The sequence below is a fragment of the Floridaenema aerugineum BLCC-F46 genome (genome assembly GCF_041929345.1).
GTDB classification, from domain to species: Bacteria; Cyanobacteriota; Cyanobacteriia; order Cyanobacteriales; family Aerosakkonemataceae; genus Floridanema; species Floridanema aerugineum.
In genome coordinates this window covers 1-26,723 of record NZ_JBHFNQ010000254.1, presented here as the reverse complement: position 1 = coordinate 26,723, position 26,723 = coordinate 1, and the positions used below count along the sequence as shown (strand labels likewise).

The window sequence follows — 26,723 nt, the reverse complement described above, 5'->3', positions numbered from 1 at the left end:
CCACCTGAAAAAGTAAGGTCGGCTCGACCTGAACTTAACGCCTGTGGACAAGTTGGTGCCGACACCCTTGGTTGAAGCAGGAAGAAAACACCACATCAAATTAACAAGTTTAGTTAGGTTTGGATAGGTTTTTCAGAGCAGCCAACTACCAACTACCAATTACCAATTACCAAACCAAAAGTGTGTAAAAAAATGTATTAAATATAAACTATTTCTAGACGACTCTCCCGATCAAACCAACTTAGTTAAGTCGATATTTAGGTAAGGTAGCCTCATGTCCATAACCATTGCCCCAGAGCAGATTGACAGAATTGTTTGGAATCAGCATCACGACCCCTATGAAGTACTAGGGCCTCATACGATAGAACAGAATGGCAAAACCGTCTGGGTGGTGCGAAGCTACTTGCCATCTGCAGATGCAGCCTGGGTAATTCTACCGGAACAACGGAAAGAATATCCGATGCAGACTGTACATAATCCCCATTTCTTTGAATGTGTCCTTGATGATGTCACAGAATTAGCAAACTATCAGTTGCACGTCAAAGAAGGCGAACATCAGAGGGTTATCTATGACCCTTACGCTTTTCGTTCTCCCCATATCACGGAGTTTGATATTCATCTGTTTGGCGAAGGAAACCATCACCGAATTTATGAAAAGTTAGGCGCACACTTAACCGAAGTCAACGGGGTTAAAGGTGTGTATTTTGCGGTTTGGGCACCAAATGCGCGAAATGTTTCTGTCTTAGGTGATTTCAACTGGTGGGATGGGCGCAAACATCAGATGGCAAGGCGGGTAAATGGGATTTGGGAACTGTTTATCCCTGGAATTGGTGTGGGAGAGCATTACAAGTTTGAGATTAAAAATCATGCGGGTCACATTTACGAGAAAAGCGACCCTTACGGTTATCAGCAGGAAGTTCGACCGAAAACCGCTTCCATTGTTACCGATTTAAGTACCTACACCTGGAACGACGAAGAGTGGATGGAGAAGCGGCGTTACACTGACCAAATGACTAAACCAATTGCGGTTTATGAATGTCATTTGGGTTCTTGGTTGCACGCTTCTTCGGCTGAACCTGCTAAGTTACCTAATGGAGAAACTGAACCTGTAGTTATTACTTCGGAACTTAGGCCGGGGGCGCGGTTCTTGACTTATCGGGAGTTGGCAGATTACTTGATTCCTTATGTCAAGGAATTAGGTTTTACTCACATTGAATTGTTGCCTGTGGCGGAACACCCGTTTGATGGTTCTTGGGGTTATCAGGTGACAGGGTTTTATGCGCCGACTTCTCGCTTTGGTAAGCCGCAAGATTTTATGTATTTTGTGGATAAGTGCCATGAAAATGGGATTGGGGTAATTGTGGACTGGGTGCCGGGACATTTCCCCAAGGATGGTCATGGTTTGGCTTTCTTTGATGGAACGCATTTGTACGAACACGAGGACCCCCGGAAGGGCGAACACAAGGGTTGGGGAACTTTGGTGTTCAATTATGCTCGCAATGAGGTGCGGAATTTCTTAGTTGCGAATGCGCTGTTTTGGTTCGATAAGTACCACATTGATGGGATTCGGGTGGATGCGGTAGCTTCGATGATTTATTGGAACTACTGTCGTCCTGATGGGGAATGGGTGGCTAATCAGTATGGTGGTTGCGAAAATATTGAGGGTGCGGATTTTCTGCGCCAGATGAACCACGTAATTTTTAGTTATTTCCCTGGTATTCTTTCTATTGCGGAAGAGTCTACTTCTTGGCCTATGGTTTCTTGGCCTACTTATGTGGGTGGTTTGGGCTTTAATTTGAAGTGGAACATGGGTTGGATGCACGATATGTTGGATTATTTCCACATGGACCCTTGGTTCCGCCAATTCCACCAAAACAATGTTACTTTCAGTATTTGGTATCACCATAGCGAGAATTTTATGCTGGCGCTGTCTCATGATGAGGTGGTGCATGGTAAGAGTCCGCTGATTGGTAAAATGCCTGGTGATGAGTGGCAGAAGTTTGCTAATGTGCGGGCTCTGCTGGCTTATATGTATGCTCACCCTGGTAAGAAGACTCTGTTTATGAGTATGGAGTTTGGTCAGTGGAGTGAGTGGAATGTTTGGTCGGATTTGGAGTGGCATTTGTTGCAATATGACGCTCATAAACAATTGAAGTTGTTTATGACTGAGTTGAATTCTTTGTATCAAAGCGAACCTGCGTTATATACTCAGGATTTTGGTCAGGAGGGATTCTACTGGATTGATTGCAGCGATAATCGTCATAGTGTAATTTCGTTTGTGCGCCGTGCTAAGGATTCTGATGAGTTCGTTGTGGCGGTGTGTAATTTTACGCCACAACCTCATAGTCATTACCGCATAGGTGTGCCGCAACCGGGTTTTTATAAGGAGTTGTTCAATAGTGATGCCCGGAAGTATGGTGGTAGCAATATGGGGAATTTAGGTGGTAAGTGGTCTGATGATTGGGGATACCATAATCAGCCTTATTCATTGGATTTGTGTTTACCGCCTTTGGGTGTGTTGATTTTGAAGTTGGAACCGCCAGAGGTTAAGGAAGAGGATGCTGTGGATGTGGATGCTCACTTGTCTTAAGCTGTAAGGCTAGTTCGTTGTGACGACTTGGGTCGTTCTGTTGGGAAAGATTACGACGTAGGGACACGGCATGAAAGAGATAACGGTAAGAATTGCAAATATTGATTATGCCTTGTCCCTACCCTCACCAACGAACTTAGTTTTGGCAACCTCTGTCGCTTTCTACACGCATGGCTCCCAGTAAGGTAGAAACAAATACGCAACGCCTGGGGGCTGTGTCGTTGGCTCCGGGGGACATAAAGGTGATTCTACCTAGTTGTCCGTTGACTCTGCCTTTATATTGAAATTGAATGTTGTAAGTTTCGTTACTTTGTCTTAGTGTGGTTCTAGCTTGATCGATCTCTATTTGATCGGCATCTTCACCCAGTAAGTTGTCCCATCTGTGGTTAGTTTCTGTGTCGTTAACTGGATGTACTGACCATTGTATTGTCCGATCGCTTTTCCGAAAACTGGCTTCCCAAACTCGTTTTTCGCTTTTGGCTTTGTGTTGGGCTTGTCTGATAATGTTTAGCGCTTCTGCTTGGGCGCTGTTGAGGCGATGGCGTTTGAGGATGACTTGCCAGGTGGGATTGGCGATCGCTGCCAGTATCCCAATAGTCACCACTACTACTAACAGTTCTACTATGGTAAAGCCGCCATTGCAGCGGAAAGGTTGGGATTTCATTAAAAAGACTCTAAACGCACCTGAGTTAGTATTCCCTTACAGGTGGGTTTGGTCACAAGTTTGACATAAGTATATTTAAACTGATTTTTTGATTGTTGATGAGATTGCTAATGATTCATTATCCTCGAGTAGCCCAAAAACGCAGTAAAGCGTAGCCAAACAGCGTAATTTGGTTCACTTTTTAGACCCCTCTGTAAGCGCATCCCTAAGCCTATTGGATGCTAGATCCGACCGATGGGGCGTAGTTTAGTAGGAATCATTAGGCAGTCTACCCAAGCCTAGTACAATCAAAGTGGCGTTGCTCACCGTTCAAGTTTGATTGCACACCTAAAGCGTTACCGCTCTAGGCTTTTGAGTTTAAGCGTAGCTTCCGGTAAGTTACGCTTAATCGCTTTAAGAGCGATATTTCGAGCGGCATTAAGTCCCGAATGAGCTTTGTAACCATCAGGAGTAGCGACAAGGTTAGCACCTGATTGATACTCTAAAAACTCCAATATCGAACTAGGGAATTGATTGCCTCTCCAAACAGGAATTCCATCAGGACTAAGCCTACTAGTATCTCTTGGATTAACCCTAGTTACCAACATTCCATAATCCTGAAAAGCGATTCTTTTCACTTGTTCGTAAACTTTGCTTTTTAACCAATAAGCACTTTTTTGATTGGAGCGTCTAGAGTATTTCCCTCTTTGGGGACGCAGATTTCCTAGATGCTCAAAGCTAATAACTTGAACTTGCCAATGTCTAGCAAATTCGACAATTAGCCTCGACACATCCCTGGAAAACTCTACCTCTCGCCTCGATAATTTCTGCCACCTTTGGTTAGCAAAACCAGAGGAAATAATGCCAGTTTGATTCATCTTGATTGCAATCCGTCCTAGATTCCGCTTCCTACGCACTACATGGCGTGACTGATTGATAAAGAATCTAGCAACTTCCGTCGATTCGCCTCTGGCGTTGGTTTCTAGTACGGTGCAAATCGCAATGTGTTTATCGAGATCCATATCAATCCCGCAAGTTCTAAACTTGGGGGCTGACATGATCTTTTTTATTCCTCCAGTGGCAGGTACATATTTCTCGATTGGGAAAACCAACCAAAAGGAGTTACCTTTCACCTGCACTCTAGGAGAACATTTTACCCAGTCCGATTCAATTTCTGGGCTTTGATATTGATGCTTAATCCATTTCCATTCACCGTTGACTAATACTTTTAAAACGATAAAAGCGCCATCATCTTCCTTCCACATTCCAGAATCATACTGAGGATTAAAGTTGAACTTTCTGGGATGGACTGGTGGTTTGTGGCGCTTCATCTTTTTGGGACGCTTCAGCCATCTTTGGTAATTGCTGTGCCACGATTCATAAGCACCAATAGCTTGACGAATCGCGGCTCTTTTAAATGGTGAAGGCAATCCTTTGATGAATTCATCGTCAAATGTTTTGATTTCGTAGTAGCGCCATCCCCCATTATCTGTTTTTGGGATTGTCAAGCCAAGCGGATCTTCTGCAATCAGCAAGAAATAAAAATGCACTACTTCGTTGTAAGCATCTTTAGTTTCTTGGAGATTCACCAAATTTCGTTCAAGTTTTGCCTTGACCGACTTAGTGGTGATTGAAAATCCTTTCTTGCCTTTTAGCACAACTGAAACCATAATATTGAATTACTTTTAATATACTCCAACTTACTCCGTTTTACCCACTTCCAAGACCATCTGTTGTTCGTATTTTCTCAGGAAGTACAGCTTGGCACTGAAGCAGTGCATGATTGCCATGAAGTCCTCTAGGAACTCTTGCTCAGGAGATTGATAGTTATTATTCAGGACAACAATTTCGCAGTTGTTTAGGTTGCAGAACCATTCCACGAAATCGAAGCCAAACCTGCATAGCCTGTCTTTGTGCGCCACTACTAATGTCTGAATTTCTCGATCTGCAATCCTTTGCATTAATCTGAGAAATTTCTTGCGCTTGAAGTTCAATCCTGAGCCGATGTCGCTTATGCACTCGCAGTTAGGATATCTTGACGCTAGGTAATCAATCTGTGATTGCAAGTCTTCTTTTTGAGATTGCGTCGATACTCTGGCGTAAGTTACTACCTTAGCGAAAGCGATACTGGGTTCGCTTTTCATGTTCTCAAGTGCTAGAACCGGATATCTGCGATGCCCTCCCGCTGATTTGATGCAAGGAATCTTACCTGCATCTGCCCAATCAGCCAATGTTTTAGGGTGATATCCATACTTTTCATACACTTGCTTTGGTGTTAGATACATACCTCATTTCACTACGTTTTACTCCTTTATACTACGCTTTTCCGCTATCTGATGATTAGACGTGCAGTTTGCACCAGAGTGGGACAATCATTGTCTCCAGCTGTAGCAGTAGCACCCATGATCGTCATCACAGCTACACAGCGCTTTGTACCTCCTCTTACTCCTAAACTTCCTTGATTGTCTCTGGTGCCAAAGGTAATACCACCAGTTTGGACTGATTCGGTTTTCAGCAAGCCTTTGTATTGAAATAGAACGCTGTAAGTGTTTGACCCAGCAGGTGATAGAGTTGTGTTAGCTGTATCAATGGCGATCTTATCCGCATCTTCACTTGCTAAATTATTCCAAGCAATACCAGCATTGGGGTGTTCTCCGGGATTAAGACAGCGGTTGATACCAGTGTTGGCATCATTAGGATGTTGCGGTTGTACTGACCACTGCACTTTGGTTCCGGTATCACGAAAGCAAGCTTGCCAAACTCTTTTTTCTCTTTTGGCGTTGGATTGAGCTTCCCTTAGAACCATTACTGCTTCACCTTGGGCAGTATTTACCCTTTGTCTGGTTAACCATCCTAACCAGCTGGGTGCGACAATTGCTGACAAAATACCGATAATTACTACAACGACGATCGTTTCTACCATAGTGAAACCGTCGTTGGTTTGCTTCGAGTAGGGTTTCATTTTTGTGCTCCTAATTTCTCATTCGTGCAATTGCTGCTTTTAGGAATTGAGAAAGTAATTACTACTGTGCTCCTTGTTGTTTATCTACCACACCACGAGCTACTGCTTGGGTTCTTACAGCTAAAAGTGGTGCTACTTTCACACCAGCTTTGCCAGTTGGGTTGCCTCTGAGGAATATCAAAACGTCTTGGTTGGCGTTACTTCTATCCGAACCTGTACCAGTTGTATTATTGGTGCTGACGCAAACCATAAAGCTAGGGCGATTAAAAGTAGAGTTTGAAGGGGGAATCTGACTGTAGTTTACATTGTCAGGACACTGAGGATTATCTGGCGCTCGCAAATTATCGCTATATAGAGGACTGGTGCGCGACTCAGTTGGATAATCCACAAAATCGACTAACACTTGGGTAGTGCCTTGTGCTCTGCTGCCAGCTTGTAAATTTCTCCCGCTGCCGTCAAAAGGCCAAGTTGCAAATTTAACAGTATTTTCTTGGGGATCGGTATATCCGTTGGTTCTTGTTAAACTGCGTACACCATTTAACGTATATTTTGGTATGTGAAGACGGGCAATCCGAGATACACCTTTCCATCCTCCTCTTGCGTCGGTGGTATCGTTAACTTTCTGCATATATATAACTAGGCTGAAAGCTCTCCGCCTAATTAATAGCAAGTCGCACTCGGTTCGGTTGGGATTATTTGCACTTGGTGAACCGAATTGACGGCAATCACGAAGGTCTCGCATATCAGCATCGGAAATTGTTTCTGGTTTCCAGAAAGCTAGTATCGGCGTGTAGCCAACAGGTATATCTACATGATTAATAATCCCTGGTAATCTATCTGGCCCACCACCGGAAAGACCATTGTTATCGTAAATGTAAGCGGCCTCGCGGATGTCGTTGACCATAAAATCAAGTGCCATCTGAATTTCCCGTTGAGTTTCGTTACGGGCGTATTCTCGGCGGTCTGTTTGCAACAAATCTACAACGAGGTCTAGGAGTGCTACGATTACGAAAGTAGCAATTAGGGTGGCTACTAGCAATTCTAAGATTGTAAAACCAGAATTTTTATTCCGTTTTTTAGAACTACGATTTCGCCACTTGAGTATAGTTTGAAGAAATTTTGTAGCCATTGTTTTTCTGAAAAATTATATAAAGAACTGACAATTTATTTAGTTACAGGGAAAACGTCCCGATCCTAAAAATTCTCGGTAGCATTGGAGCGAAATTCCAGTATCGCTACGAACTACATTGGTGTACATAACTGCTAGTGGTCGCCTTTGTTGCTGCCCTAACCCAGTAGTCATAGACAAAGCAGCGGCGCGTGTTTCCAAACGACCAAAGTTCTGTCTTGCTGTGTAAGCATATACTCTCACACCCATGCCAAAAGCCATCAGTCTACTGTTGGTGTCCCTAACCCCGCTTGTACGGTAGGTTTGTACAAGAAAGTCAGGCTGTCTATCGCCGTTAACATCAACTGCTAGGGCTTGGCTGGCGGCGTTAGGGAATTGTTGCCTGCTGTCGGTTGGGATAGTAACTTCGGAGCTAGGAGCAGGTTCCTGCTGAACGTTATTGTTTGGCGCACCACCTTGGGGAGGTAAAAACTCTGTTGTATCGTTGTAAACTCCGCGCTCTACTGTGCGTCTTACTTTGTCAATTTCTCCCTGCGCCAACTGCAAAGCTTGTTCAGCACGGCGGTTCTGTATTCTAGAGGCAACAGTGAGAAAAATCGGAGGAGTAAAAGCTGTGACTACGATCGCGATAATGACAATCCCAACCAAGCATTCCAATAAACTGAATCCTCTGCTTGGGGTGTTTTTTGTTGGTAGGTTGGCGAGTATTGCTAACTCTAATTTACTTTTAAAGTATCCTTGCGCCCCCCTTAAGGAAGGAGGGCCAAAAACTGGATTGGTTTTTCCTAGTAGCATTTTGGCCTCCACTGTTATTTACTTGTGATTAGTTGCATTCTCTTCGGGATGCTGGATCTTGTCCGTTATAACTATTAAGAGCCAGACGTAACCGACAAATGTAGGGATCGTCTACTTGTAAATCTCGGTAGAACTCACTACGCTTTTTACCGGAAGTAACGAAACGTTGTGCTAATGGCCCTGCTGGTGCGTATTGCAATCCAACGTCATAACCCCAAATCCGGTTTGGTGGTTGGTAGTACCAAGCGGGAGCACCACCATTTGGTGAAGCACCTGGTTCCCAAGCACTTTGGTTAAATGGGCCTGTGGCATAAGTGCTGAAGTTTAACTGGAGGAAAGAGCCACTAATAAAGGAGTTGATCGTATTCCAGTTTTCAATAAAGCGGGGGAAGTTGTGGAAACCACCATTACCTTGCCCGTTTCGAGAAGGTATGATACCGCTAACAATGATCGAGTTAACTCTGGTGTCTGTAGCTTGGTTTACGGCTCCTCTGTAGTCAGTGATAAAAGGTCTATAGCCTGTAGTGTACTCTCTCCAATCTGTAGGAGGACAAATCCCGCTAGCAGTAGGAGCGGCGCTGTTACAGGACATTGGGTTGCCGTTACGGGAAACTTTAATCGGCTTTTGGTTGTTAGTCGCTGTTCTTAATGTTCCGTCTTCTAGTATCCAACCGTTTGGCGGAGCACTATTGGGGCCATTAATGGCGCGGAAAGAGTAGCGACCTCCAGGAGTAGCAGCACTACTCGTATCGTTAGAGATTCCCTGGTCAATGTATCCTTTACGGAAATTGTTAGAGAGAATGGTCACAGCATCGCTGAGAATTTCTGTTGGTCGCCAAGTGTCCTTGCCAGAGCCAATGCGGGCAAAGCGATCTTCTAAATCTTCACGATTGTAGAAATTACCCCAGCTTGGTTGTTGAAGTTGTGTTCGGAATTCCTCCAAGTTGTTAGTAGTTCCATCAGTGCTGTGATAGTTTAAATCACCTTGGATGTAAACTGGGTTGTCGGAAATCAAAGTCATCCCTCTAGGATTTTCATTGTCAACTGCACCACCAGGAGCACGTCTGAGGTCTTGTCCATTTCTGATGCGGAAACCATAAGAACGGCGGTCTGGATCTGCGTAGAAGTCTACTGGTTTAGTAGAAATGCGGTTATTACTTGCTGTTGGGTATTGTGGATCTCTAGGACTGCCTGGGTCTGTATTGTTGGTAGTTGTGCCTCCAGCAGGTCTAATGATCGCATCTTCACGCACTGCATCTTCGCGGAAAGCGTAGATAATACCACTCTTGGGCAACCAAGTATCGCTACCTATTTGTCTACTCCGCAACAAGTTTAAGTCCAAAGTCAATGCACGCACAGTCATCATTTCCCGACCATCGAAGAAGGCACTATCGATGAGTGAGGTGAATCTTGTTCCACCATTTCGACTAGTGATCTGAAAATCGTTTTCCAATGGAGGCGCTGGATTAGCTTGATCGTTGGTTGGTAGGTACCAGTTGCCATTTGGATTGTTATTACCACCTGTCCAGTTTTCACCCTTTGGCTGAATCATGTTAGCTATTGCTGTTAGTTCTCCATCTGAGATCTGATTGAACTGTTCCGGGCCGGGATATCCTCCGTTATGAGGTGATGGTGGTGCTAAGTAAGGTTCATTGGCGGGTTGTGTAGCACCTGGAGGAGGAGATACACGATCGTGATTAGCTACTGGGAAGAGGTAATAAAGTGAGGGAAACTTAGGTCTGGTATTGCACAGACTTGTTGCTAGGATAATTAACCTTTCTTCGTTATCCAATTGATTCGCTGCACTCCAAGTAGAGGGAGCTCCCAAACCAAAATAGTTGTTAGCTGCCAGGTCACAGCCTACATTAATTGTGGTTGTAACACTTGGGCTGGCAACTCTACTATAAGTTACACCAGCATAAGTCAGAGTTCGGTTAGCAGGTGCAGGAGCAGGATTAGCGGCACCAAGATATTGCACTGTATACTGAAAACCTCCTGTTGTTGGAGTGTCAGCGAAACCATACCGACGATCGCGAACGATTTGCTCTTTCATGTGAACAAATCTCGCTAACCTCAGTAAATCTTGGTTAACGTTTGCTTTTTCCAGTAATCCTATAAAGTCATCAGGTGCAGGTGTAAAGCCAGTTGAAGGAAAAGCAGGTGATGGGAGTGGTGGTGGTGGAGTTTGTACTGTATCCCGTAGAGTAGTTGCCAGAGTAGTGAAATTAGCTGGAGATGCAGTCCACCAAGAAGCATCGTAATTTGGAGCTTGTTGGAAATAATTAATATTATTAGCCAACATCCCCAATGTGCAACCAGCGGTGTGCAGATAGGAATTGTCTGCAATGCTTCTACTTGAAGGCAGAGTTAATGCTCGTTTTAGATTGGAGAAATTACCCCACATTGTTATATAAGGATTGGGGTAAACTCTACCGCCTTGGGTCGGTGGATATGCACCGCTATCATTTACGTTGTTATAGTCTCCAGCAAAATTGGCAAGGTTTTGTAGGGCTGTTCTTAATGGGCCACTTTCAAAATTGGCTAAGGTTGGAACTGTGTATTCCCATCCATTAGTACCGTAACCATAGAAAAAGTCACTCACTAAGGGAGTTGGTTGTCCCGGATACCAATACCTTTGTCCAGACAGCTGAAAATTTCTACTCTCCTGGTCTTTTTGTAGGCTACCCGGATGGGTAGTAGTTGTGACACAAGCAACAGGGGTATTTCCCGCAGGGCTTCCTGAACCGCTACTGGCGTGATATACAACTGTAGATTGGACTGCGGCTAGATTATCTCTGAGTGTGCGTCTCTGTTGTTGTTCGTGGCTGATATTGCCTGAGTTAGCAGCATCGCGATTCATAGGGTAAAGCGGGTCTATTTCACCCGGATCGTTGCGGTTGCCATTGGCATTTAAGTCTCGGTTTACCCAACCAAAAGAGTTACCTAATTCCAACCTTGGGGAGACTATGATCCGCACACCGTTTGCCCAAGCACGACGTTCCCAATAACCATCTAAACCAAGATTTCTAAATTCCGGGTCTGATACTGTATCGGTAGTATTGCTAATCAGCTTGGTTTCAGATGTGGGTATAGGATCTCCATTTTGTGGGTTTCCTGGAGTATCAGGGGAACGCAGCCAATAGCGCCTATCTACTCGGTCATACTTGGGTTTGGGGCCATAGCGATCGTCTGCTCGGTAAGTATCGTCAACGTAGGGAGGATTTTGCAGGTTGTTACGCATTCTGCCTTGTCTTACAAAAGCACCATTTTCCCAAGCTGCAACTCTGGCATCTAAGTTTCTGTCATTTCCAGCCCTAGCTCTCGATAAATCCTGTGTAAACAAGATGTCAGGGTTTAGTGATAAGTCTGCGGCATTCTTGTCCGTACTGTCTTTACTACCATTAAAGGTAGTTCTGTTCAGATCTAGGTCTGGTTGGGTGTTGTTACCACCTTCTCTTTGTAAGTCAAATCTGGCTTGACCAGCATTACCATCGAACAATCTATTAGCTACTATCTGTCCTTGAAAACCTCTAGTTCCACCTTCTGCTGGCTCTTCTAGAACGACAACTTCCGAGGAGTCTTTACCATAAAAACAAGATTTTTCTGAGCTAATTAAGAAAGCTCTAAACAAGTCGCCAGAACCGACAAATATACTACCACCGCTGTACATAGCTCCATTCCAGTTAAATGGCACACCTGGATAAAGTTCCATGTCGTAGCGGAACCAAGCGCCCCATCTGTTGGCTTTGTCTAGTTGTCTATCTTGTTGAAATTCTAGGGTGGCAACGGTGCGGCTGGTTCCTTCTTTCCGGGAAACAACTATCGCATCTACCTGGAATGTTTTGCGTAGCACACCGCTACCTGATGGATACCAGACACTTTCATCTACAGGGCGTTCTTGGTCTGGAGGAGGTGGTGTAGTACTACTCCGAGTCAGGTCAGCACAAACCCGGTCGTTAAGATTGATGGTGTTAATTGGACCATTACGAGTTACCAGAGCCAGAGCTTTTTCTTGATCTGTGTCTGCACGACCGTTACGATCTAATATCGGATTTCCGTTGCTGTCTGTATCGATAACACCGCTAATACTAATATTTTGGTCACGACTTCTGCTTCTTAAATAGATGCCATAGACAACGGTTTCATTTCTTCCATCATTATCTACGTCACTTTCATAAGCCCAAGCTGGATCGGGAATTCCATCCTGGTTGATGTCTAGTATTGTTTCGCGTTCAAAAGTGTAAGGGTTAGGATTAGTGACAGTTGATAAATCATTGACCCTGTTATCATTAACCAGCATTTTCAACAACAAGCCATCCGAAACCGCACCAGTTGGCATCCGAGTATCTTGCGTAAACAAATATTCTAGTTTTGCCTTTGCTCTTTCAATTGCTGGAGTTGCAGCATTATAAATAACTTGTTCTTCCCGCGCCCCAATAACCTGACTAGTTCGGTTTTGAGTACGGACTAAAAGAGTTGCAACTACTAAGGTTACAACTAATAACAACATGATTACTGTTGGCAACACAAAACCTGCTTTAGCATGATTCTGTTGCCCTTTGCTAACGCCAATGAGTAAGACAGAGCGTAAAAACCAATCGAGTACGCTTTTGCTAACAGTAGTTGCCCAGTTCCAAGTTCGTTTAAATAACTTGCGAAATGCTCTTTTAATAGCTCTTATTTGTCTGCGTTTAAACATGGCTGCAATCCTTGGCTTAAGAGAATCTTGCTTCTAACAGGCGGGAAAATAAACTATGGTTTTCCCTAAAGGAAATTAATATTTAAGAAATATTTTGCGGGATTCATAAAACTTTTATAAAGTTTCACGCTTAACACTGTAGTAACAACTAAAAACCTCTTATGCCACCGAGAAAATACGCTTTAATGTCAACTTGACTTGGGTGAAAAGTTTTATGTATTTTAACGGAGCAAGAGAGAGTTCTAGGAAAATAGTAGTAGATAGGACAGAAGCATTACCTGTGGAAAAATAAAGTTTATCTTCGTTGGAGTCATGAGCGTTGTGATTTGGCTACTAGAGGCTGTGCGATCGCGATCGTAAAGTAGTGGGAGCAGAGGAATTTTTTCATTTGCGCCTACCATCAGATAACGAATCAACTAAAAACAACGTCAGCAATTTTCCCCTAGAGAACTACAATCCTTGGGAGGATTTTTCTTACTTCTTTACTAAAACTTTAAAAAAGTTCCTCATCAGGGACTAGACTTATAATACCCACGATCCACCGAAAACCTATCACCTCCCGGCGAGAAAAGGCAGCAGAGGGGTTCAGGGCGCAGGGGAGATAACTTAAAACTCAAAAGGCAAAACTTAAAACTTTCCTTTAAACAACAATTCCCCCGTAATTTCCCTGAATTCAGGGATCGGGGGAATTGTCAGGAATAGCAAGTAAAACAAGATTAACTGAGGCAAACCCACTTGGGGGATTGTCCAAAATACAATTAAAACTTATTTAGGTCAATTCCAGCTTCTTTCGCCATTGCTGCTAAACCTTTTTTCTCCAAAGTCTTAATCGCTTTGGTAGAAATACGAAGTCTTACCCAACGCTTTCCTTCTTCCCACCAAATGCGCTTTGACTGCAAGTTCACTTCTTGCAACTTTTTATTACGACGGTGGGAGTGGGAGACGGCATAAGCGTTGTTGGCTTTTTTGCCAGTCAGTTGACAAACTTTCGACATACAATTCTCCAGGTTTCTGTTTTTTGGCTGCAACCTTCTATTCTGGCACATTCCTGTAGGGTGCGTTAACGTAGTGTAACGCACCGCCGTTGAAGTCGATCGCAAAGTATCTAATTGTGATTTTGGCGAGGCAAAGTATCTAATTCGGTGGGTTACGCTGTGGCTAAGGCACCCTACTGATTTTGGCTCGGCAAAGTATCTAATTCGGTGGGTTACGCTGTCGCTAACCCACCCTACAGTACTGACACAATACTTAAGTTGTTAGGCGTAGGGTGCGTTAACGCAGTGTAACGCACCGCCTGATTTGGCGATCGCAAAATATCTAATTCGGTGGGTTACGCTGTGGCTAAGGCACCCTACTGATTTTGGCGAGGGCAAAGTATCTAATTCGGTGCGTTACGCTGTGGCTAACGCACCCTACACCTCAATACTAGGATAAGAGCGCTAAAGCGCAACTACGTACCTAACTATTTGCTGGTGAGGCGAGTTAGGACTTGATTTGACCTTTCGACGAAGGCTTTCATTGCTTCTGCGTCAAAGGCTTTTTGGGACATCAGTGCTAAGTCATAGACGTGATGACAAATCATGTTAGCTAACTCAGCACTGGGAGATTGTCCTTCACCTTGGATGATGCTACTTTGACTCAAACTCACGAGATTTTGGATGAGTGGGTGAGAGGTATTGACTAATAAGGTGTGTGTTTCGGGGAATTGTACTGCTTTTTGCTCCATTAATGCGGTGATTTCTTGTAGTCGCCGCATAAATTCTGGTAAGAGTACGATCGCAGGAGGTGTTCCTTGAGGATTATCTGATTTTAAAGCTTCGGTGCGGATGGTAACGTTAGGTTTGTTGAGCGCTTTCTCGAAGATTTCTTTAATCAGTTCGCTGCGAGTTTTGTTGGTTGTACTGTCTACGATTTCTGCGGCTTTGTTTTCATCAATTAAGGTTTTATCTATTTCCGAATCAACGCGAGAGAATTTTACGTCTTTATACTCTCTTTCTAAGAAGGAGATGAAGTGAGAGTCAATAAATGAGTCCATAAATAGGACTTCTAACCCTTGTTTTTTGTGCAATTCAACGTAGGTTGCTTGGCTTGCTTCATCGCTACAGTAGAATACTCGGTTTTCATGACGTTCTTTGTTGCGTTCCAAGTATTCTTTTAGTGTGGTGTAAGTTCTACCTTGTTGGTCTTTTTGATTGGGAGTTGTATTTACTTCTTGCCAAGGATCGCCTTCTTGTCCTTGAACTTCCACAGTAGGTGTATCAGCAGATTTGGTTGCTGTTTCTTCTCCTTGGTAGGTGGTGCGATAGATAATAATATCTTCGACTTGCTTTTTAAATTTCTCGTCGTTCATCGCCCCAAATTTGACGAAGGTGCCAATATCTTGCCAACAGGTGATGTATTCGGAGCGGTTTTCTTTGTAGAGTTCGTTTAAGCGATCGCCAACTTTTTTCGCTACGAAGTCGGCGATTTTGCGGACGGTGCGATCGACTTGCAGGGCACTCCGAGAAACGTTCAAAGGAATATCTGGCGAGTCAATTACCCCGCGCATTGGTAACAAAAATCTCGGCATAATTTCTTCGCAGTGATCGCTGACGAAGACTTGGCTACAAAATAGTTTAATTTGACCTTTTGTCACATCTACATCAGGTCGCATTTTCGGGAAGAAAAGAATGCCGTTTATTTGGAAAGGATAATCAGTATTTAGATGTACCCACAGCAAAGGGTCTTCTTGAAATGGATAGAGATAGCGGTAAAATTCTAGGTAATCTTCTTGCTTTAATTCTCTCGGAGATTGCCGCCAAATTGCCTTTTGCTTGTTTAATACTTCTCCATCCAGTTTGATGGGTACTGGCATGAAGTCACAATAAGTTTTTACTAGCTGGCGAATTCTTGCAGGTTCGAGATATTCTAGTTCTTCTTCTTGTAGAGTTAGGGTGACTGTAGTACCCTGTTGGGTGCGCGAGGAATCTTCTAATGTAAAGTTTGGTGACCCGTCGCAAGTCCAGTGAACTGCTTGAGCATCCTTTTGGTAGGAGAGGGTATCAATCTCAACTTTTTGGGCCACCATGAAGGAGGAGTAAAAACCTAAACCAAAGTGACCAATAATTGCTTCCCCGTTGCTTTGGTATTTCTGGATGAATTCTTCGGCGCTGGAGAAGGCGACTTGGTTAATATATTTCTTCACCTCGTCAGGGGTCATGCCGATGCCATTATCTGTAATGGAAAGGGTTTTGTTGTCTTTGTCAATGGCAATTTGAATTTCCGGTTCCGCGACTTCGCCAGAAAATTCTCCAGCACGGGATACCATTTTAAGTTTCTGAATAGCATCTACAGCGTTGGAAATCAATTCCCGTAAGAAAACTTCATGACCTGAGTAAAGAGATTTCTTGATGATGGGAAAAATATTCTCGCTATGAATAGTAATCGTACCTTGTTCGAGCATGGTCATAAGTTCAATTCAGGTTGTTATACTTTCTCCATAATAGATTTTGCGCGATCGCTTGGTACTTTGGTTTCAGGATTTGCCCCCAAAAGTAATTCGGATTTCCCTACTAGTGAATCTAATGAAAGTAGCCTTAGTAAAGGAGTGTGTAAATTTTAACTTTTTTTCTCGATTACGAAAAACCAGTGATAGGGATTTAGCGGATCTTGATAGTCTCTTTTCAAGTGCAAGCCTAATTTTTCAATTGTCTCTAAAAAACGTTTTTTAGGATAAGCTTTCATTCCCAGTTCCCAACAGTGTTCGGGACATTGAGGTTTGGTTTTCCAAAAACAGGGAATTTGTAGCATCAAATGTCGGGGGAGGATGGAGAAAGATGTTGTCAACCGTAAGCAAACATATTCACTGTAATAAGGCAGAGAAATTACTACGTATTTTCTGGCAGCATCGGCTAATTTTTTCAGCGCTTTCTCTGAGGCTTCATAAGGTATATGTTCGAGTACTTGAAAGCAGGCGATCGCATCAAACTTATCTTGAGGTAGTTCAAAGTCACTGTTTAAGTCCAAGATTATATCAGGATTCAATTCTGGATTGAGGTCTGCTGTTGTTACCAAATAACCGTTTTTCCTTAGAAGCTCAGAGCAAATATCATTAAAAATTCCTATTTCAAGAATACTTTGTACTTGTTTTCCCAAGCTTTGGATCATTCTCACTTGGTTATAGTAACTGGTCATTCTCGGTTTTGATATGTATTCGTAACCCATAACTTTTGTTTGGTGTAAATTGCTAGCTTTAAGTTATATTATAATTTACTATATTATTAATTGATTTAGAGCTATCATTGATTTAGAGTTATCGTTACATTTTATTACGTAATGTTAAGCTACTCTAAAATTCAGTAGATAGAACAACCTTTGATTTTAACTAATTACATAGTTAAACAGAGAGACTTGGGAGGTAATAAGTTTGTATGCCACTTATTTCTGTAATTATTCCCGCTTATAATAATGAAAAAACAATTCGAGAGACGATCGAATCGGTTTTAAACCAAAGTTTTAGGGATTGGGAAATAATTATAATTAATGACTGTTCAACCGACTCAACTTTAGAAATTATTTCTAGTATACAGGACGATAGAATTAAGGTATTTTCTTACCCCAACGCCGGGGTTTCTGTCAGTCGCAATCGCGGTTTTTACCTTTCTAAAGGTGAATTTATTGCCTTTTTGGATGCTGATGATTTGTGGACACCAGATAAGCTGGAATCGCAATTAAAAGCTTTACAAGCAAATCCTCAAGCTGCAATTGCTTACAGTTGGATTGATAGAATTGACGAATCAGGTAAATTTGTAACTAAGGGTAATTATAAAAATTTTAGCGGTAATATTTACCCGCATTTAATAGTGCAAAACTTTTTGGAAACTGCTTCTAATGCTTTGATTCGTGCTGAAGCTTTAAAGGCAGTGGGTAATTTTGATAGTGCGCTTACTCCTGCTGAAGATTGGGATATGTATTTGCGATTAGCAGAAAACTATCATTTTGTAGTTGTTCCTCGTCCGCAAATTTTATATAGATTGACTGCTAATAGCCAATCTACTAATATGTTAAAAATGGAAGCAGTGGGTAGAAAAATCCGGGAAAAAATTGCCGATCGCGCTCCCGAATCTTTACAAAATATAAATAAAGCTGCCATCAAAAAAAGGTATAAGTATTATACATATAAATTAATTGAAGGATTACCAGAACGAGAAAACGGGCTAATAGCGATCGGATTTTTAGGGCAAGCTATAAAACACGATGCTGCATTTTTAAAAACACGAGTATTTTGGAAAGTGTTATTAAAAATTGCAGTCATAATAATAATGCCAAAGCAAATAACTGCTTTTTTGTTAAAAAGATACCAAAATTTATTTAATACTCAAGCCTTACTAATTCACATCAATAAGGATCTTCCTGCTGAATTTAACTAAAGTTTTTAGTAAATAAATATGCCACTAATTTCTGTGATAATTCCTGCTTACAATAGCGAAAAAACGATTAGAGAAACGATCGAATCGGTGTTAAAGCAAACCTTTTCTGATTTTGAGTTAATTGTAATCAACGATGGTTCAACAGATAGAACCTTAGAGATTGCCTCAAGTATCAAAGATGCTCGAATTAAAGTTTTTTCCTATTCAAATGCTGGTGGCGCAGTCAGTCGTAATCGTGGTTTTTCTCACTCTTTGGGTGAATTTATTGCTTTTTTAGATGCCGATGATTTATGGACACCAGATAAGCTGGAAGCACAATTAAAAGCCTTAAAAGAAAATCCTGAAGCGGCAGTAGCCTACAGTTGGTTAAATGCTATTGATGAATCGGGTAAATTCCTGAGAAAAGGTAATCATAGAACAGAAATAGGTGATATTTTTACCCAACTTTATTTAATCCCCTTTGTAGAAACTGGTTCTAATCCCTTAATTCGGAGACAAGCTTTTATTGATGTTAATGGGTTTGATGAATCACTCACCGCCAGTCAAGATTACGATTTATACTTACGTTTAGCTGCGCGTTACGAGTTTATAGCTGTACCATTTCCCCAAGTTTTATATCGCATTTCTTCCCATACCATGTCAGCCAATGTTCGCCGACAAGAAGCAACAAGTTTATTTGTTAGAGAACGCGCTTTTAACGAATCACCTAAACCTTTACCTTTAGAATTAAAACGATATAGCATCGCCAATTTTTACAAAGATATTATGTTTAGGTTGCTGAATATGCCTCCTAAAAAAGAGAGGGGTTGGGAAGCAGCTAGATTGCTTTGGAACGCTATCAAATATGATCCTGAACTACTGCGAAGACGAATTATTTGGAAAGTGTTATTAAGAATTGCTGCCATAACTATGCTGCCATCCCAACAAGCTGAAATATTACTCAAGAAAATGAATAAGCTAGCGGATATTAGTACTTTATTCGTTCTGATGCGTCGGGAGCCATAATATATGCCAATAATTTCTGTAGTTATCCCAGTTTACAATGGTGAAAAAACTCTTAAAGAAACTATTGAATCAGTTTTAAACCAAACTTTTACCGATTGGGAATTAATTGTTATTAATGATGGTTCTACTGATAGAACTTTAGAGATTATTTCTAATATTGAAGATCAAAGATTAAAAGTATTTTCCTATCCTAATGCAGGTTTAGCAGCTAGTCGTAATCGGGGAACTTCTTTAGCAACAGGAGAATATATTTCTTTTATCGATGCAGATGATGTATGGACTCCTGATAAATTGGAATTGCAATTAAAAGCACTGCAAGAACATCCAGAAGCAGCAGTAGCTTACAGTTGGACTGATTGCATTAACGAGTCTGGCAAGTTTCTATATATCGGTAGCCATTTAAGTTTCAGTGGCAATGTTTATGCGAATCTATTATTAAGTAATTTTTTAGATAGTGGCTCAAATGCTTTTATTCGTAGTTCAGCTTTAAAAGTTGTGGGTGGTTTTGATGGCTCGTTAAATCCTTGTGAAGATTGGGATATGTGGTTAAGATTGGCGACAAAATATCATTTTGTAGCTGTACCTTTGGTACAAGTTATGTACCGGATATCTGGAAATTCAATGTCGGCAAATTTAGTAAAAATGGCGGCAAAAAATCTAGAGGTAATTGAACGAAATTGCGATCGCAATAATCCAAATTTACAAAAAATAGCGGATTTAAGTAAAGGAAACATTTACAAATTTTTAGTTTTTAAAGCTCTGGATTTAACTTTTAAACCAGAGAGAGCTTGGTTAGCTGTAAAATTTCTTTGGCAAGCTATACAATATGATCCTAAATTATTGCGGACAAAAGCAATTTGGAAAGTGTTGTTAAGAACTGCAACTGTGGCTTTTCTACCGAGTCAATTAGCACAAGCAACAATTAATAAATTTGGGAAACTGTACAATATAGAATCTTTGCTGATTCATTTACAAAAATATATACCTTTAGAATTAGAATCGCGGTAAAATTTTCTAGGAGTGCTAATAAGATGCCATTAATTTCTGTAGTTATACCCGTTTACAATGGTGAAAAAACTATAAAAGAAACTATAGAATCAGTATTAAAGCAAACTTTTTATGATTGGGAATTAATCGTAATAAATGATGGTTCTAGCGATCGAACTTTAGAAATTGTTCAGAGTATTTCTGAGCCAAGATTGAAGGTGTTTACTTATCCAAATGCGGGTTTATCTGCAAGTCGCAATCGTGGTATTTCTCTAGCGACAGGAGAATATATTTCTTTTTTGGATGCAGATGATTTATGGACTCCTGATAAACTAGAAGCGCAATTACAAGCATTACAAAATAATCCACAAGCCGCAGTAGCTTACAGTTGGAGTAGTTGCATTGATGAATCAGGAAATATATTCCGTTCTGGCGGAAATTTAACTTATACTGGTGATGTTTATTTATATTTATTATTAATAAACTTCGTAGAGAATGGCTCAAATGTTTTGATTAGTACTAAAGCTTTAAAAGAAGTCGGTAATTTTGATGAAACTCTTACCTCTTGTGAAGATTGGGATATGTGGTTGCGATTAGCGGCTAAATATGAATTTGTGGCTGTAGAAAAGCCCCAAATTTTATATCGAATTTCAGCAAATTCAATGTCTGCTAATCTGCTCAGGATGGAAGCGGAAAGTATGCAGGTAATTAATCGAAAGCGCGGTCGCGATCGGGAGGATTACCAACATATAAAACGGTTAAGTAAAGGTAACTTTTATAAGTATTTAGTTTTCAAAGCTTTAGATTTGACTCCTAAATCGGAGAGGGGATGGATAGCTGCAAAATTACTTTGGAAAGCTGTGCGATACGACCGTAATTTATTACAAACAAAGGTGATTTGGAAGGTATTATTTAGAATAGTTGCAGTGATTATCCTACCGTCACAAATAGCTGAGAGACTGTTTATTAAAATGAAGAGAGCGGCTGAGATTACTACAATATTTTCTTACTTGCGACTTGAACCTTGATCTGATTGCTAAAATTATGCCACTAATTTCTGTAATTATTCCAGTTTACAACGGTGAAAAAACTATTCAGGAGACAGTTGAATCTGTCTTAAACCAAACTTTTAAAGATTGGGAATTAATTATTATTAACGATGGTTCGCAAGATGCCACATTGGATATTGTTTCCAGAATAGAAGATCCTCGAATTAAGGTGTTTTCCTACCCAAATGCTGGTTTAGCTACTAGTCGCAATCGCGGGATCGATCGCGCTTCTGGTGAGTTCATTAGCTTCTTAGATGCTGACGATCTTTGGACAGCCGATAAATTAGAGTTACAGCTGAAAGCTTTGCAAGAAAACTCGCAAGCAGCGGTCGCTTATAGCTGGACTGATTTAATCGATGAATCCAGTAAATTTATACGTCCAAGCAGTCACATAACAGCCAATGGCGATGTCTACGCAAGACTCTTGTTGGTTAATTTTTTGGAAAACGGTTCTAATCCTTTGATTTGCAAGCAAGCATTAACAGAAGTAGGAGGTTTTGACGAGTCGCTTAGTGGTGCAGCAGACTGGGATTTGTGGCTGCGGTTGGCGGTACGGTATCAATTTGTAGCCGTACCATATTCTCAAATTTTGTATCGCGTATCTGCTAATTCGATGTCTAGGAATATTCCTACCCAAGCAGCAGATCAGGTAAAAGTCCTAAAAAAAGTTTTTGAGCAAATTCCTGAATCGCTCCAGTATTTAAAGAATAGCAGTTATTCTAATATGTATAAGTACCTTATTTACAGGTGTTTTGAAGGGCTTCCTACAAGGGAAAAAGGTTTAGCAGCCTCTCAGTTTCTCTGGTTCGCTATTAAAAATGAGCCTTCTTTATGTCGATCGGGAATCACCTGGAAAGTCTTGTTAAAAATTATAACGGTTATTTTACTTCCTGCCATACCTGCTCAGAAATTGTTTACTAAATTTCCGAAACTATTTAATACTAACACTTTACTAGGTTACATTAAATATGATGTTTCCTAATTAAATCAATTCCATAAATAATCCTTTAACTGTTTTACCAGCAATAGACCAGTTTAAGCGAGTTTGATATTCATTAAATGATGAAATAGCAAGGCGTTTGTATTGGCTGTAATTAGTCATCATATTGGCAATATAAGTACAATATTCTGCTATATTGGCATCTATGGCAAAAGTTTTTCCATTTATATTATCTTTGATGACTGTTGGTACACCAGCTATATTTGTTGCTAAACAGGGAACGCCAAAGGAATTGGCTTCACAAAATACGTGACCATAAGTTTCTGCGCGAGAAGGTAAGATGAGGAAATGAGATTCAGCTAACAAGTGATTAAGTTTTTGTTCGCCTTCTTCTGTGGATTTATTGATGAATCCTAAGAAGTTTACAAACTTAGGAATTGGTTCGTTAATTACAGAAGATTCACAGCCAACAACTGTTAATTCAGTAGGTAATCCCATGCTGTTGAGTTCCTTAGTTACTGCTAAGGCAATATCTCCTCCTTTGCGGTGCCATTGAGTACCAAAAAAAAGTAATTTACAGGTATTCAAAGGTCGAGATTCTACTATAGTTTGAATGTCGGTGATGGTGCGATCGCATTCTATATTCGCTCCCCAAGGAACCACTTTCACTTTATCAGGATTAATGCCATAAATTTTAATTGCTGTTTGGGCTGCCCACTCGGATGAGTAGATTGCTAATTTGCATCTGTCAAGTGCAGATTTTTCTAAAGCATAAATATTTTTCTTGGTTTCTTGACATAAATTACTTAAATATGGATAAAAGTCAATCAACGCTGTTATAGTTGCATCTGTCCACAAAACTATTGGCTGCTTGCATTCCAGATAAGAAATTGGTACAGCATTTTCTGGACAAAGCACTAGGTCTGAGTTTAAATTAGATAATTTCTGAGAAATTTGTTGAGCATAATCTTGCAGCACTAAAGGTTCTGACCACCTGTAATAATCTTTTTTAAAAAAGTAGCGATAAAAACTCCATTTAGCTCTAGTTATCACTTTAAATTTATGAGAAAAACAATTAATATAATCAAGGGAAATAGATTGTTCTTGGAGATTTTTTGCTAGGTAATAACCTGCTCCACAAAGTCCTACTAGATGTTTCGGCCAATTCTGACTATTAAGAACATCATAAGTTGTCACATAAGCTAATTTTACCACTTAAATTAACTCCCGCAATAAGTTTTTAACTGTTTGCCCTGCCACAGTCCAGTTTAATCTCGTTTGATATTCTACAAAAGATGAAAGAGCTAACTTAACATACTCTTGATAGTTGTTCATCAAATAGGTAATATAGTTGCAGTAATCTGAGATATTAGCATCAATAGAAAAACTTTTACCATTGATGTTATCTCTGATAACGGTTGGGATTCCACCTGTATTTGTAGCTAGACAAGGCAAGCCAAAAGAATTAGCTTCGCAGAAAACATGACCATAACACTCTGCTTGGGAAGGTAGAATAAAAAAATGGGATTCTGCTAGTAATTTATTTATTTGTTCTACGCCTTCTTGCTTGGATTTATCGATAAAGCCTAAAGATTTGACGAAGCTGGGTAAAGGTTCGCTTGCGATCGGTTGACAACCCACTATAGTTAACTCAGTATTGATCCCTTTCTTATTTAATTCTTTAGCTACTTCCAGAGCTAAAGGGCCACCCTTCCTAAACCAATCAACACCCATAAATAATAATTTACAAGGTTTTGCTTTTCTGCTTTTGACTAGATTATCGATCTCGTCGAAATCTCTATTTTCCTCAATATTTGCTCCAAAAGGAACTATTCTTAATTTTGATTTGTCAAAGTCGTAGTTTAAGATTGCTGTTTTAGCAGTCCATTCAGAGGAAAAAATAATCATACTACACTTAGTTAAAGCCAGCCTGTCCATATTAATTAAATGCTGCTTAGTTTCTGGACAAAGGTTGATATACTCAGGATAATAATTTATTAAACCTGCATAAATAGTATCCACCCATAAAACGATAGGCTGGGAACAATTAAGGTAGGCTAGAAAGTTAATATCTGGTGATAAGATAATGTTCGCTTCTATATCTAAAAGTTTTCTTTCTATTTGGCGAGCATAATCTTGATTGAAAATAGGCTCTGCCCAAGGATGGTACACTTGTTGGAAAATATTTTTATAAATCTTCGATTTTAATCTAGGTAAAATTGCCTTCTTTTTGTTTAAAGGACCCAGATAGCAAACAGTTGTTAATTTATCTTTTAAAGCTTTAGCTATGTAATAACTTCTTCCCCAGTGACCTAGTTGGCTTTTTCGCCAACCAGTTCTATCTAATGATTTCAGGTCGAATTCTGTAATATAGGCTATATTCATTGATTTTTCTTAATTCTTAAGTAAGGACCATATAACTGTCCTATTTTTGCTTGCCACTCACAAGCTTTGGCTAAATCATGTTCGATCGCATTTCTATATTTCAAATAGTAACCCAGAACTTTCAAGCTATCGCGAAAAGTATAGATTGGTAACAAAAAGGACAGTAAGGGACGCTGCCAAGGATAAAACCTCGCCAAGCGGGTACGATGGATAGAAAGACCGTATCCTCTAGCTAGTTTGAGCAGATAAGATTTTTCTAACCTATAAGATGGAATATGATGCCAAATTTCCATTTTGGGATTGTGCCAAAGTTCCCATTTACTATTTTGAATATAAAACATGACTTCGGCATCTTCCCCAGCAGCCATTGTGGTTTCATCTCTACCTTTAATTAACAGTTTTTCTGGTGGGGGAACGCATTCTTGCCATGCTTGTTTGCGGATTACTGAACCTGGTGCAGCCGGGATGCGACGGAGTTTAGCTTTTCGTTCGTAGCAAAAAGCTGTATCACCGCGATCGTAAATTGTTAAATAACCTTTAATTCGCTCGAAATAAGGTGGCTCAATTTGGTCTAATTTGGCATGAATAATACCACCGAATGCTCCAATTTGGGGGTTATTTTTGCCAAACTGATATGCTTCGGCTACCCAATTTTCGGCTGGTAAATTATCATCATCTAAAAAACCAATTAATTCACTGCTTGCTTCCTTCACAGCGCGACTGCGTGCGTATGCCTGTCCTTGTCTTGGTTCAAAAATATATTTTATTTGCCGCTGAGGATGCCATTGTTCAGCATAGCGAAAAATCACTGCTGCCGTGTTGTCGTTGCTGTTATTATCCACCACCAGCACTTCCCACTGAATATCTTCTGTACCAACTTGCTTTTGCAAGTGGTCTAAGACTTCAGGTAAACGTTTAGAACCATTAAAGGTAGGAATTGCTACAGTAAAGTCCACAGTTAGACAGATAAATTTTAGTTGATTTTAGAATAGCTTATGGTTAGCAATCTGGAGTAAATTTACTAACAAAACTTTATCTTTGTAAGTATCTGATCCAAATGTAGAAAGGACTGATGAGACTGGCAATATAAAGTTCCATTTCGCAAGTAGTTACTAAATCTTTGCCGATCGCTCTTTTGTATTTTAGGATATGAAATATAATTTTGCGGATGTCATTTAGCATATACGCCAGCAATGCTATAGGACGTTGCCAGGTTTTCACGCTTAACATACGGGTATGATAACGCGACAGTCCTGTTTCGCGGCAGATTTTAATCAAATATTCTTTTTCTAAACGCTGGCGAGGAATGCGATGGTAAATGCACATTTTGGGATTATACCAAATCTGCCATCCGGCTTTTTGAATGTATAGTAATGATTCTAAATCTTCTCCTCTTTGAGAAACTTGATTATCACCTTTTGGCCCCAAAATAAGCTGTTTGGGAACATTTTCTAACCATGCTTGCCTGCGAATAACTAATCCTGCTCCTGGGGGTAAAACTTTTTTTTGGGGTTCGTAAAATAGAGGCTCTGAACCTCTATTTGTTATTGCTAATAAAGGAGCAATTCTGTTAAAGTTTTCTGGAGGACTAACTTCAAATTCTCCATAAATTCGACTGCCATAAGCACCGACGCGATCGTGATTTTGTCCGAAAGTATATGCTTGTGCTACCCATTCGGGAGCAGGTAAATTGTCATCATCAAGAAAGCCGATAAATTTTCCTGTAGCTTCTTCTACGGCTCTTTGTCTGGCAAAAGCTAACCCTTGTCGAGGTTCAAAAATATATTTTAAAGGATAAGCTTGAGGCCAATTTTGTTGGTATTGTTCTACAACTTTTTTGGTGCTATCTGTGCTGTTATTATCAATTACTAGAATTTCCCAATTCAAGTTTTCTGTGTTGATTTGCGATCGCAATTTCTCCAGTACTTCTGGTAAACGATGTTCGCCATTATAGGTTGGGATAGCTACAGTGAAGTTTAGCATAAGTCGATCGCGCAGGTACGTTGTTGGGCTTTAGCCCTACTGTAGCGCTGAAGCGCAACAGGTACGTTGTTGGGCTTTAGCCCTACTGTAGCGCTGAAGCGCAACAGGTACGTTGTTGGGCTTTAGCCCTACTGTAGCGCTGAAGCGC

The 26,723-nt window shown here is 40.7% G+C and carries 20 protein-coding genes; 6 read left to right on the top strand and 14 right to left on the bottom strand.

Annotation, left to right across the window (positions count from 1 at the left end; translation table 11 throughout):
- Nucleotides 1–274 precede the first annotated feature (274 nt).
- Nucleotides 275–2,590: a 1,4-alpha-glucan branching enzyme gene (glgB, locus tag ACE1CC_RS34155; protein ID WP_413274886.1), complete on the top strand. Its 2,316-nt coding sequence runs from the start codon at nucleotides 275–277 to the stop codon at nucleotides 2,588–2,590.
- 136 nt (nucleotides 2,591–2,726) lie between these two features.
- On the opposite strand, the gene ACE1CC_RS34150 is transcribed toward glgB, so the two are convergent.
- The 10 genes from ACE1CC_RS34150 to ACE1CC_RS34105 all read right to left on the bottom strand — a co-directional run bounded on the left by ACE1CC_RS34150 (nucleotide 2,727) and on the right by ACE1CC_RS34105 (nucleotide 17,021).
- Nucleotides 2,727–3,254, bottom strand: a complete 528-nt coding sequence (locus tag ACE1CC_RS34150) for a type IV pilin protein (protein ID WP_413274885.1) — start codon at nucleotides 3,252–3,254, stop codon at nucleotides 2,727–2,729.
- Nucleotides 3,255–3,589: 335 nt separating this feature from the next.
- Complete coding sequence (locus ACE1CC_RS34145; RefSeq protein ID WP_413274884.1) at nucleotides 3,590–4,903, bottom strand: hypothetical protein; 1,314 nt, start codon at nucleotides 4,901–4,903, stop codon at nucleotides 3,590–3,592.
- A 30-nt stretch (nucleotides 4,904–4,933) separates the two neighbouring features.
- Nucleotides 4,934–5,518, bottom strand: a complete 585-nt coding sequence (locus ACE1CC_RS34140; protein ID WP_413274883.1) for an IS607 family transposase — start codon at nucleotides 5,516–5,518, stop codon at nucleotides 4,934–4,936.
- 44 nt (nucleotides 5,519–5,562) lie between these two features.
- On the bottom strand, nucleotides 5,563–6,195 hold the full coding sequence (locus tag ACE1CC_RS34135) for a pilus assembly FimT family protein (protein WP_413274882.1): 633 nt from the start codon (nucleotides 6,193–6,195) through the stop codon (nucleotides 5,563–5,565).
- A 61-nt stretch (nucleotides 6,196–6,256) separates the two neighbouring features.
- Nucleotides 6,257–7,324, bottom strand: coding sequence for a prepilin-type N-terminal cleavage/methylation domain-containing protein (locus ACE1CC_RS34130; protein ID WP_413274881.1), 1,068 nt, complete (start codon nucleotides 7,322–7,324; stop codon nucleotides 6,257–6,259).
- Between the two features lie 39 nt (nucleotides 7,325–7,363).
- Nucleotides 7,364–8,119: a prepilin-type N-terminal cleavage/methylation domain-containing protein gene (locus tag ACE1CC_RS34125; RefSeq protein ID WP_413274880.1), complete on the bottom strand. Its 756-nt coding sequence runs from the start codon at nucleotides 8,117–8,119 to the stop codon at nucleotides 7,364–7,366.
- A gap of 28 nt (nucleotides 8,120–8,147) precedes the next feature.
- On the bottom strand, nucleotides 8,148–12,818 hold the full coding sequence (gene hpsA / locus ACE1CC_RS34120; RefSeq protein WP_413274879.1) for a hormogonium polysaccharide biosynthesis protein HpsA: 4,671 nt from the start codon (nucleotides 12,816–12,818) through the stop codon (nucleotides 8,148–8,150).
- A gap of 758 nt (nucleotides 12,819–13,576) precedes the next feature.
- Nucleotides 13,577–13,813 (bottom strand): 50S ribosomal protein L28, encoded by a 237-nt coding sequence (gene rpmB, locus ACE1CC_RS34115; protein WP_193983375.1) that lies wholly within the window; start codon nucleotides 13,811–13,813, stop codon nucleotides 13,577–13,579.
- Between the two features lie 467 nt (nucleotides 13,814–14,280).
- A complete protein-coding gene (gene htpG / locus ACE1CC_RS34110; protein WP_459563953.1) occupies nucleotides 14,281–16,260 on the bottom strand; it encodes a molecular chaperone HtpG in 1,980 nt (659 codons plus the stop codon).
- A 155-nt stretch (nucleotides 16,261–16,415) separates the two neighbouring features.
- Nucleotides 16,416–17,021 carry a class I SAM-dependent methyltransferase gene (locus tag ACE1CC_RS34105; RefSeq protein ID WP_413274877.1) on the bottom strand — a complete coding sequence of 202 codons (606 nt, stop codon included), beginning with the start codon at nucleotides 17,019–17,021 and terminating at the stop codon, nucleotides 16,416–16,418.
- 206 nt (nucleotides 17,022–17,227) lie between these two features.
- Here ACE1CC_RS34105 and ACE1CC_RS34100 point away from each other — a divergent pair, with 206 nt between their 5' ends.
- From ACE1CC_RS34100 to ACE1CC_RS34080, 5 genes are read left to right on the top strand one after another with little or no spacing between them, the layout of a single operon-like run.
- Nucleotides 17,228–18,226, top strand: a complete 999-nt coding sequence (locus ACE1CC_RS34100; protein ID WP_413274876.1) for a glycosyltransferase family 2 protein — start codon at nucleotides 17,228–17,230, stop codon at nucleotides 18,224–18,226.
- 18 nt (nucleotides 18,227–18,244) lie between these two features.
- Nucleotides 18,245–19,231, top strand: a complete 987-nt coding sequence (locus ACE1CC_RS34095; protein ID WP_413274875.1) for a glycosyltransferase — start codon at nucleotides 18,245–18,247, stop codon at nucleotides 19,229–19,231.
- Nucleotides 19,232–19,234: 3 nt separating this feature from the next.
- Nucleotides 19,235–20,239, top strand: coding sequence for a glycosyltransferase (locus ACE1CC_RS34090; RefSeq protein ID WP_413274874.1), 1,005 nt, complete (start codon nucleotides 19,235–19,237; stop codon nucleotides 20,237–20,239).
- Between the two features lie 23 nt (nucleotides 20,240–20,262).
- Complete coding sequence (locus ACE1CC_RS34085) at nucleotides 20,263–21,246, top strand: glycosyltransferase (protein WP_413274873.1); 984 nt, start codon at nucleotides 20,263–20,265, stop codon at nucleotides 21,244–21,246.
- Nucleotides 21,247–21,262: 16 nt separating this feature from the next.
- Nucleotides 21,263–22,249, top strand: a complete 987-nt coding sequence (locus tag ACE1CC_RS34080; protein ID WP_413274872.1) for a glycosyltransferase — start codon at nucleotides 21,263–21,265, stop codon at nucleotides 22,247–22,249.
- Here the strand turns inward: ACE1CC_RS34080 and ACE1CC_RS34075 are convergent, their stop codons facing one another.
- The 4 genes from ACE1CC_RS34075 to hpsE (ACE1CC_RS34060) form a co-directional block, all read right to left on the bottom strand.
- Nucleotides 22,250–23,422: a glycosyltransferase family 4 protein gene (locus ACE1CC_RS34075; protein WP_413274871.1), complete on the bottom strand. Its 1,173-nt coding sequence runs from the start codon at nucleotides 23,420–23,422 to the stop codon at nucleotides 22,250–22,252.
- The gene (locus ACE1CC_RS34070) at nucleotides 23,423–24,592 is read right to left on the bottom strand and encodes a glycosyltransferase family 4 protein (protein WP_413274870.1); all 1,170 of its coding nucleotides are present in this window, start codon (nucleotides 24,590–24,592) and stop codon (nucleotides 23,423–23,425) included.
- Complete coding sequence (hpsE, locus tag ACE1CC_RS34065) at nucleotides 24,589–25,548, bottom strand: hormogonium polysaccharide biosynthesis glycosyltransferase HpsE (RefSeq protein ID WP_413274869.1); 960 nt, start codon at nucleotides 25,546–25,548, stop codon at nucleotides 24,589–24,591. The genes ACE1CC_RS34070 and hpsE (ACE1CC_RS34065) overlap by 4 nt, the downstream gene beginning before the upstream one ends.
- Before the next feature lie 76 nt (nucleotides 25,549–25,624).
- Nucleotides 25,625–26,575, bottom strand: a complete 951-nt coding sequence (gene hpsE / locus ACE1CC_RS34060) for a hormogonium polysaccharide biosynthesis glycosyltransferase HpsE (protein WP_413274868.1) — start codon at nucleotides 26,573–26,575, stop codon at nucleotides 25,625–25,627.
- Between the last annotated feature and the right edge of the window lie 148 nt (nucleotides 26,576–26,723).

Coding starts and splice junctions, on each gene's coding strand:
- ACE1CC_RS34125 (WP_413274880.1), bottom strand. CDS start 8,119: ATGCTACTAGGAAAAACCAATCCAGTTTTTGGCCCTCCTTCCTTAAGG.
- rpmB (WP_193983375.1), bottom strand. CDS start 13,813: ATGTCGAAAGTTTGTCAACTGACTGGCAAAAAAGCCAACAACGCTTAT.
- ACE1CC_RS34090 (WP_413274874.1), top strand. CDS start 19,235: ATGCCAATAATTTCTGTAGTTATCCCAGTTTACAATGGTGAAAAAACT.
- ACE1CC_RS34130 (WP_413274881.1), bottom strand. CDS start 7,324: ATGGCTACAAAATTTCTTCAAACTATACTCAAGTGGCGAAATCGTAGT.
- ACE1CC_RS34085 (WP_413274873.1), top strand. CDS start 20,263: ATGCCATTAATTTCTGTAGTTATACCCGTTTACAATGGTGAAAAAACT.
- ACE1CC_RS34140 (WP_413274883.1), bottom strand. CDS start 5,518: ATGTATCTAACACCAAAGCAAGTGTATGAAAAGTATGGATATCACCCT.
- ACE1CC_RS34095 (WP_413274875.1), top strand. CDS start 18,245: ATGCCACTAATTTCTGTGATAATTCCTGCTTACAATAGCGAAAAAACG.
- ACE1CC_RS34150 (WP_413274885.1), bottom strand. CDS start 3,254: ATGAAATCCCAACCTTTCCGCTGCAATGGCGGCTTTACCATAGTAGAA.
- ACE1CC_RS34100 (WP_413274876.1), top strand. CDS start 17,228: ATGCCACTTATTTCTGTAATTATTCCCGCTTATAATAATGAAAAAACA.
- ACE1CC_RS34080 (WP_413274872.1), top strand. CDS start 21,263: ATGCCACTAATTTCTGTAATTATTCCAGTTTACAACGGTGAAAAAACT.
- ACE1CC_RS34070 (WP_413274870.1), bottom strand. CDS start 24,592: ATGAATATAGCCTATATTACAGAATTCGACCTGAAATCATTAGATAGA.
- hpsE (WP_413274868.1), bottom strand. CDS start 26,575: ATGCTAAACTTCACTGTAGCTATCCCAACCTATAATGGCGAACATCGT.
- ACE1CC_RS34105 (WP_413274877.1), bottom strand. CDS start 17,021: ATGGGTTACGAATACATATCAAAACCGAGAATGACCAGTTACTATAAC.
- hpsA (WP_413274879.1), bottom strand. CDS start 12,818: ATGTTTAAACGCAGACAAATAAGAGCTATTAAAAGAGCATTTCGCAAG.
- ACE1CC_RS34145 (WP_413274884.1), bottom strand. CDS start 4,903: ATGGTTTCAGTTGTGCTAAAAGGCAAGAAAGGATTTTCAATCACCACT.
- glgB (WP_413274886.1), top strand. CDS start 275: ATGTCCATAACCATTGCCCCAGAGCAGATTGACAGAATTGTTTGGAAT.
- ACE1CC_RS34135 (WP_413274882.1), bottom strand. CDS start 6,195: ATGAAACCCTACTCGAAGCAAACCAACGACGGTTTCACTATGGTAGAA.
- htpG (WP_459563953.1), bottom strand. CDS start 16,260: ATGCTCGAACAAGGTACGATTACTATTCATAGCGAGAATATTTTTCCC.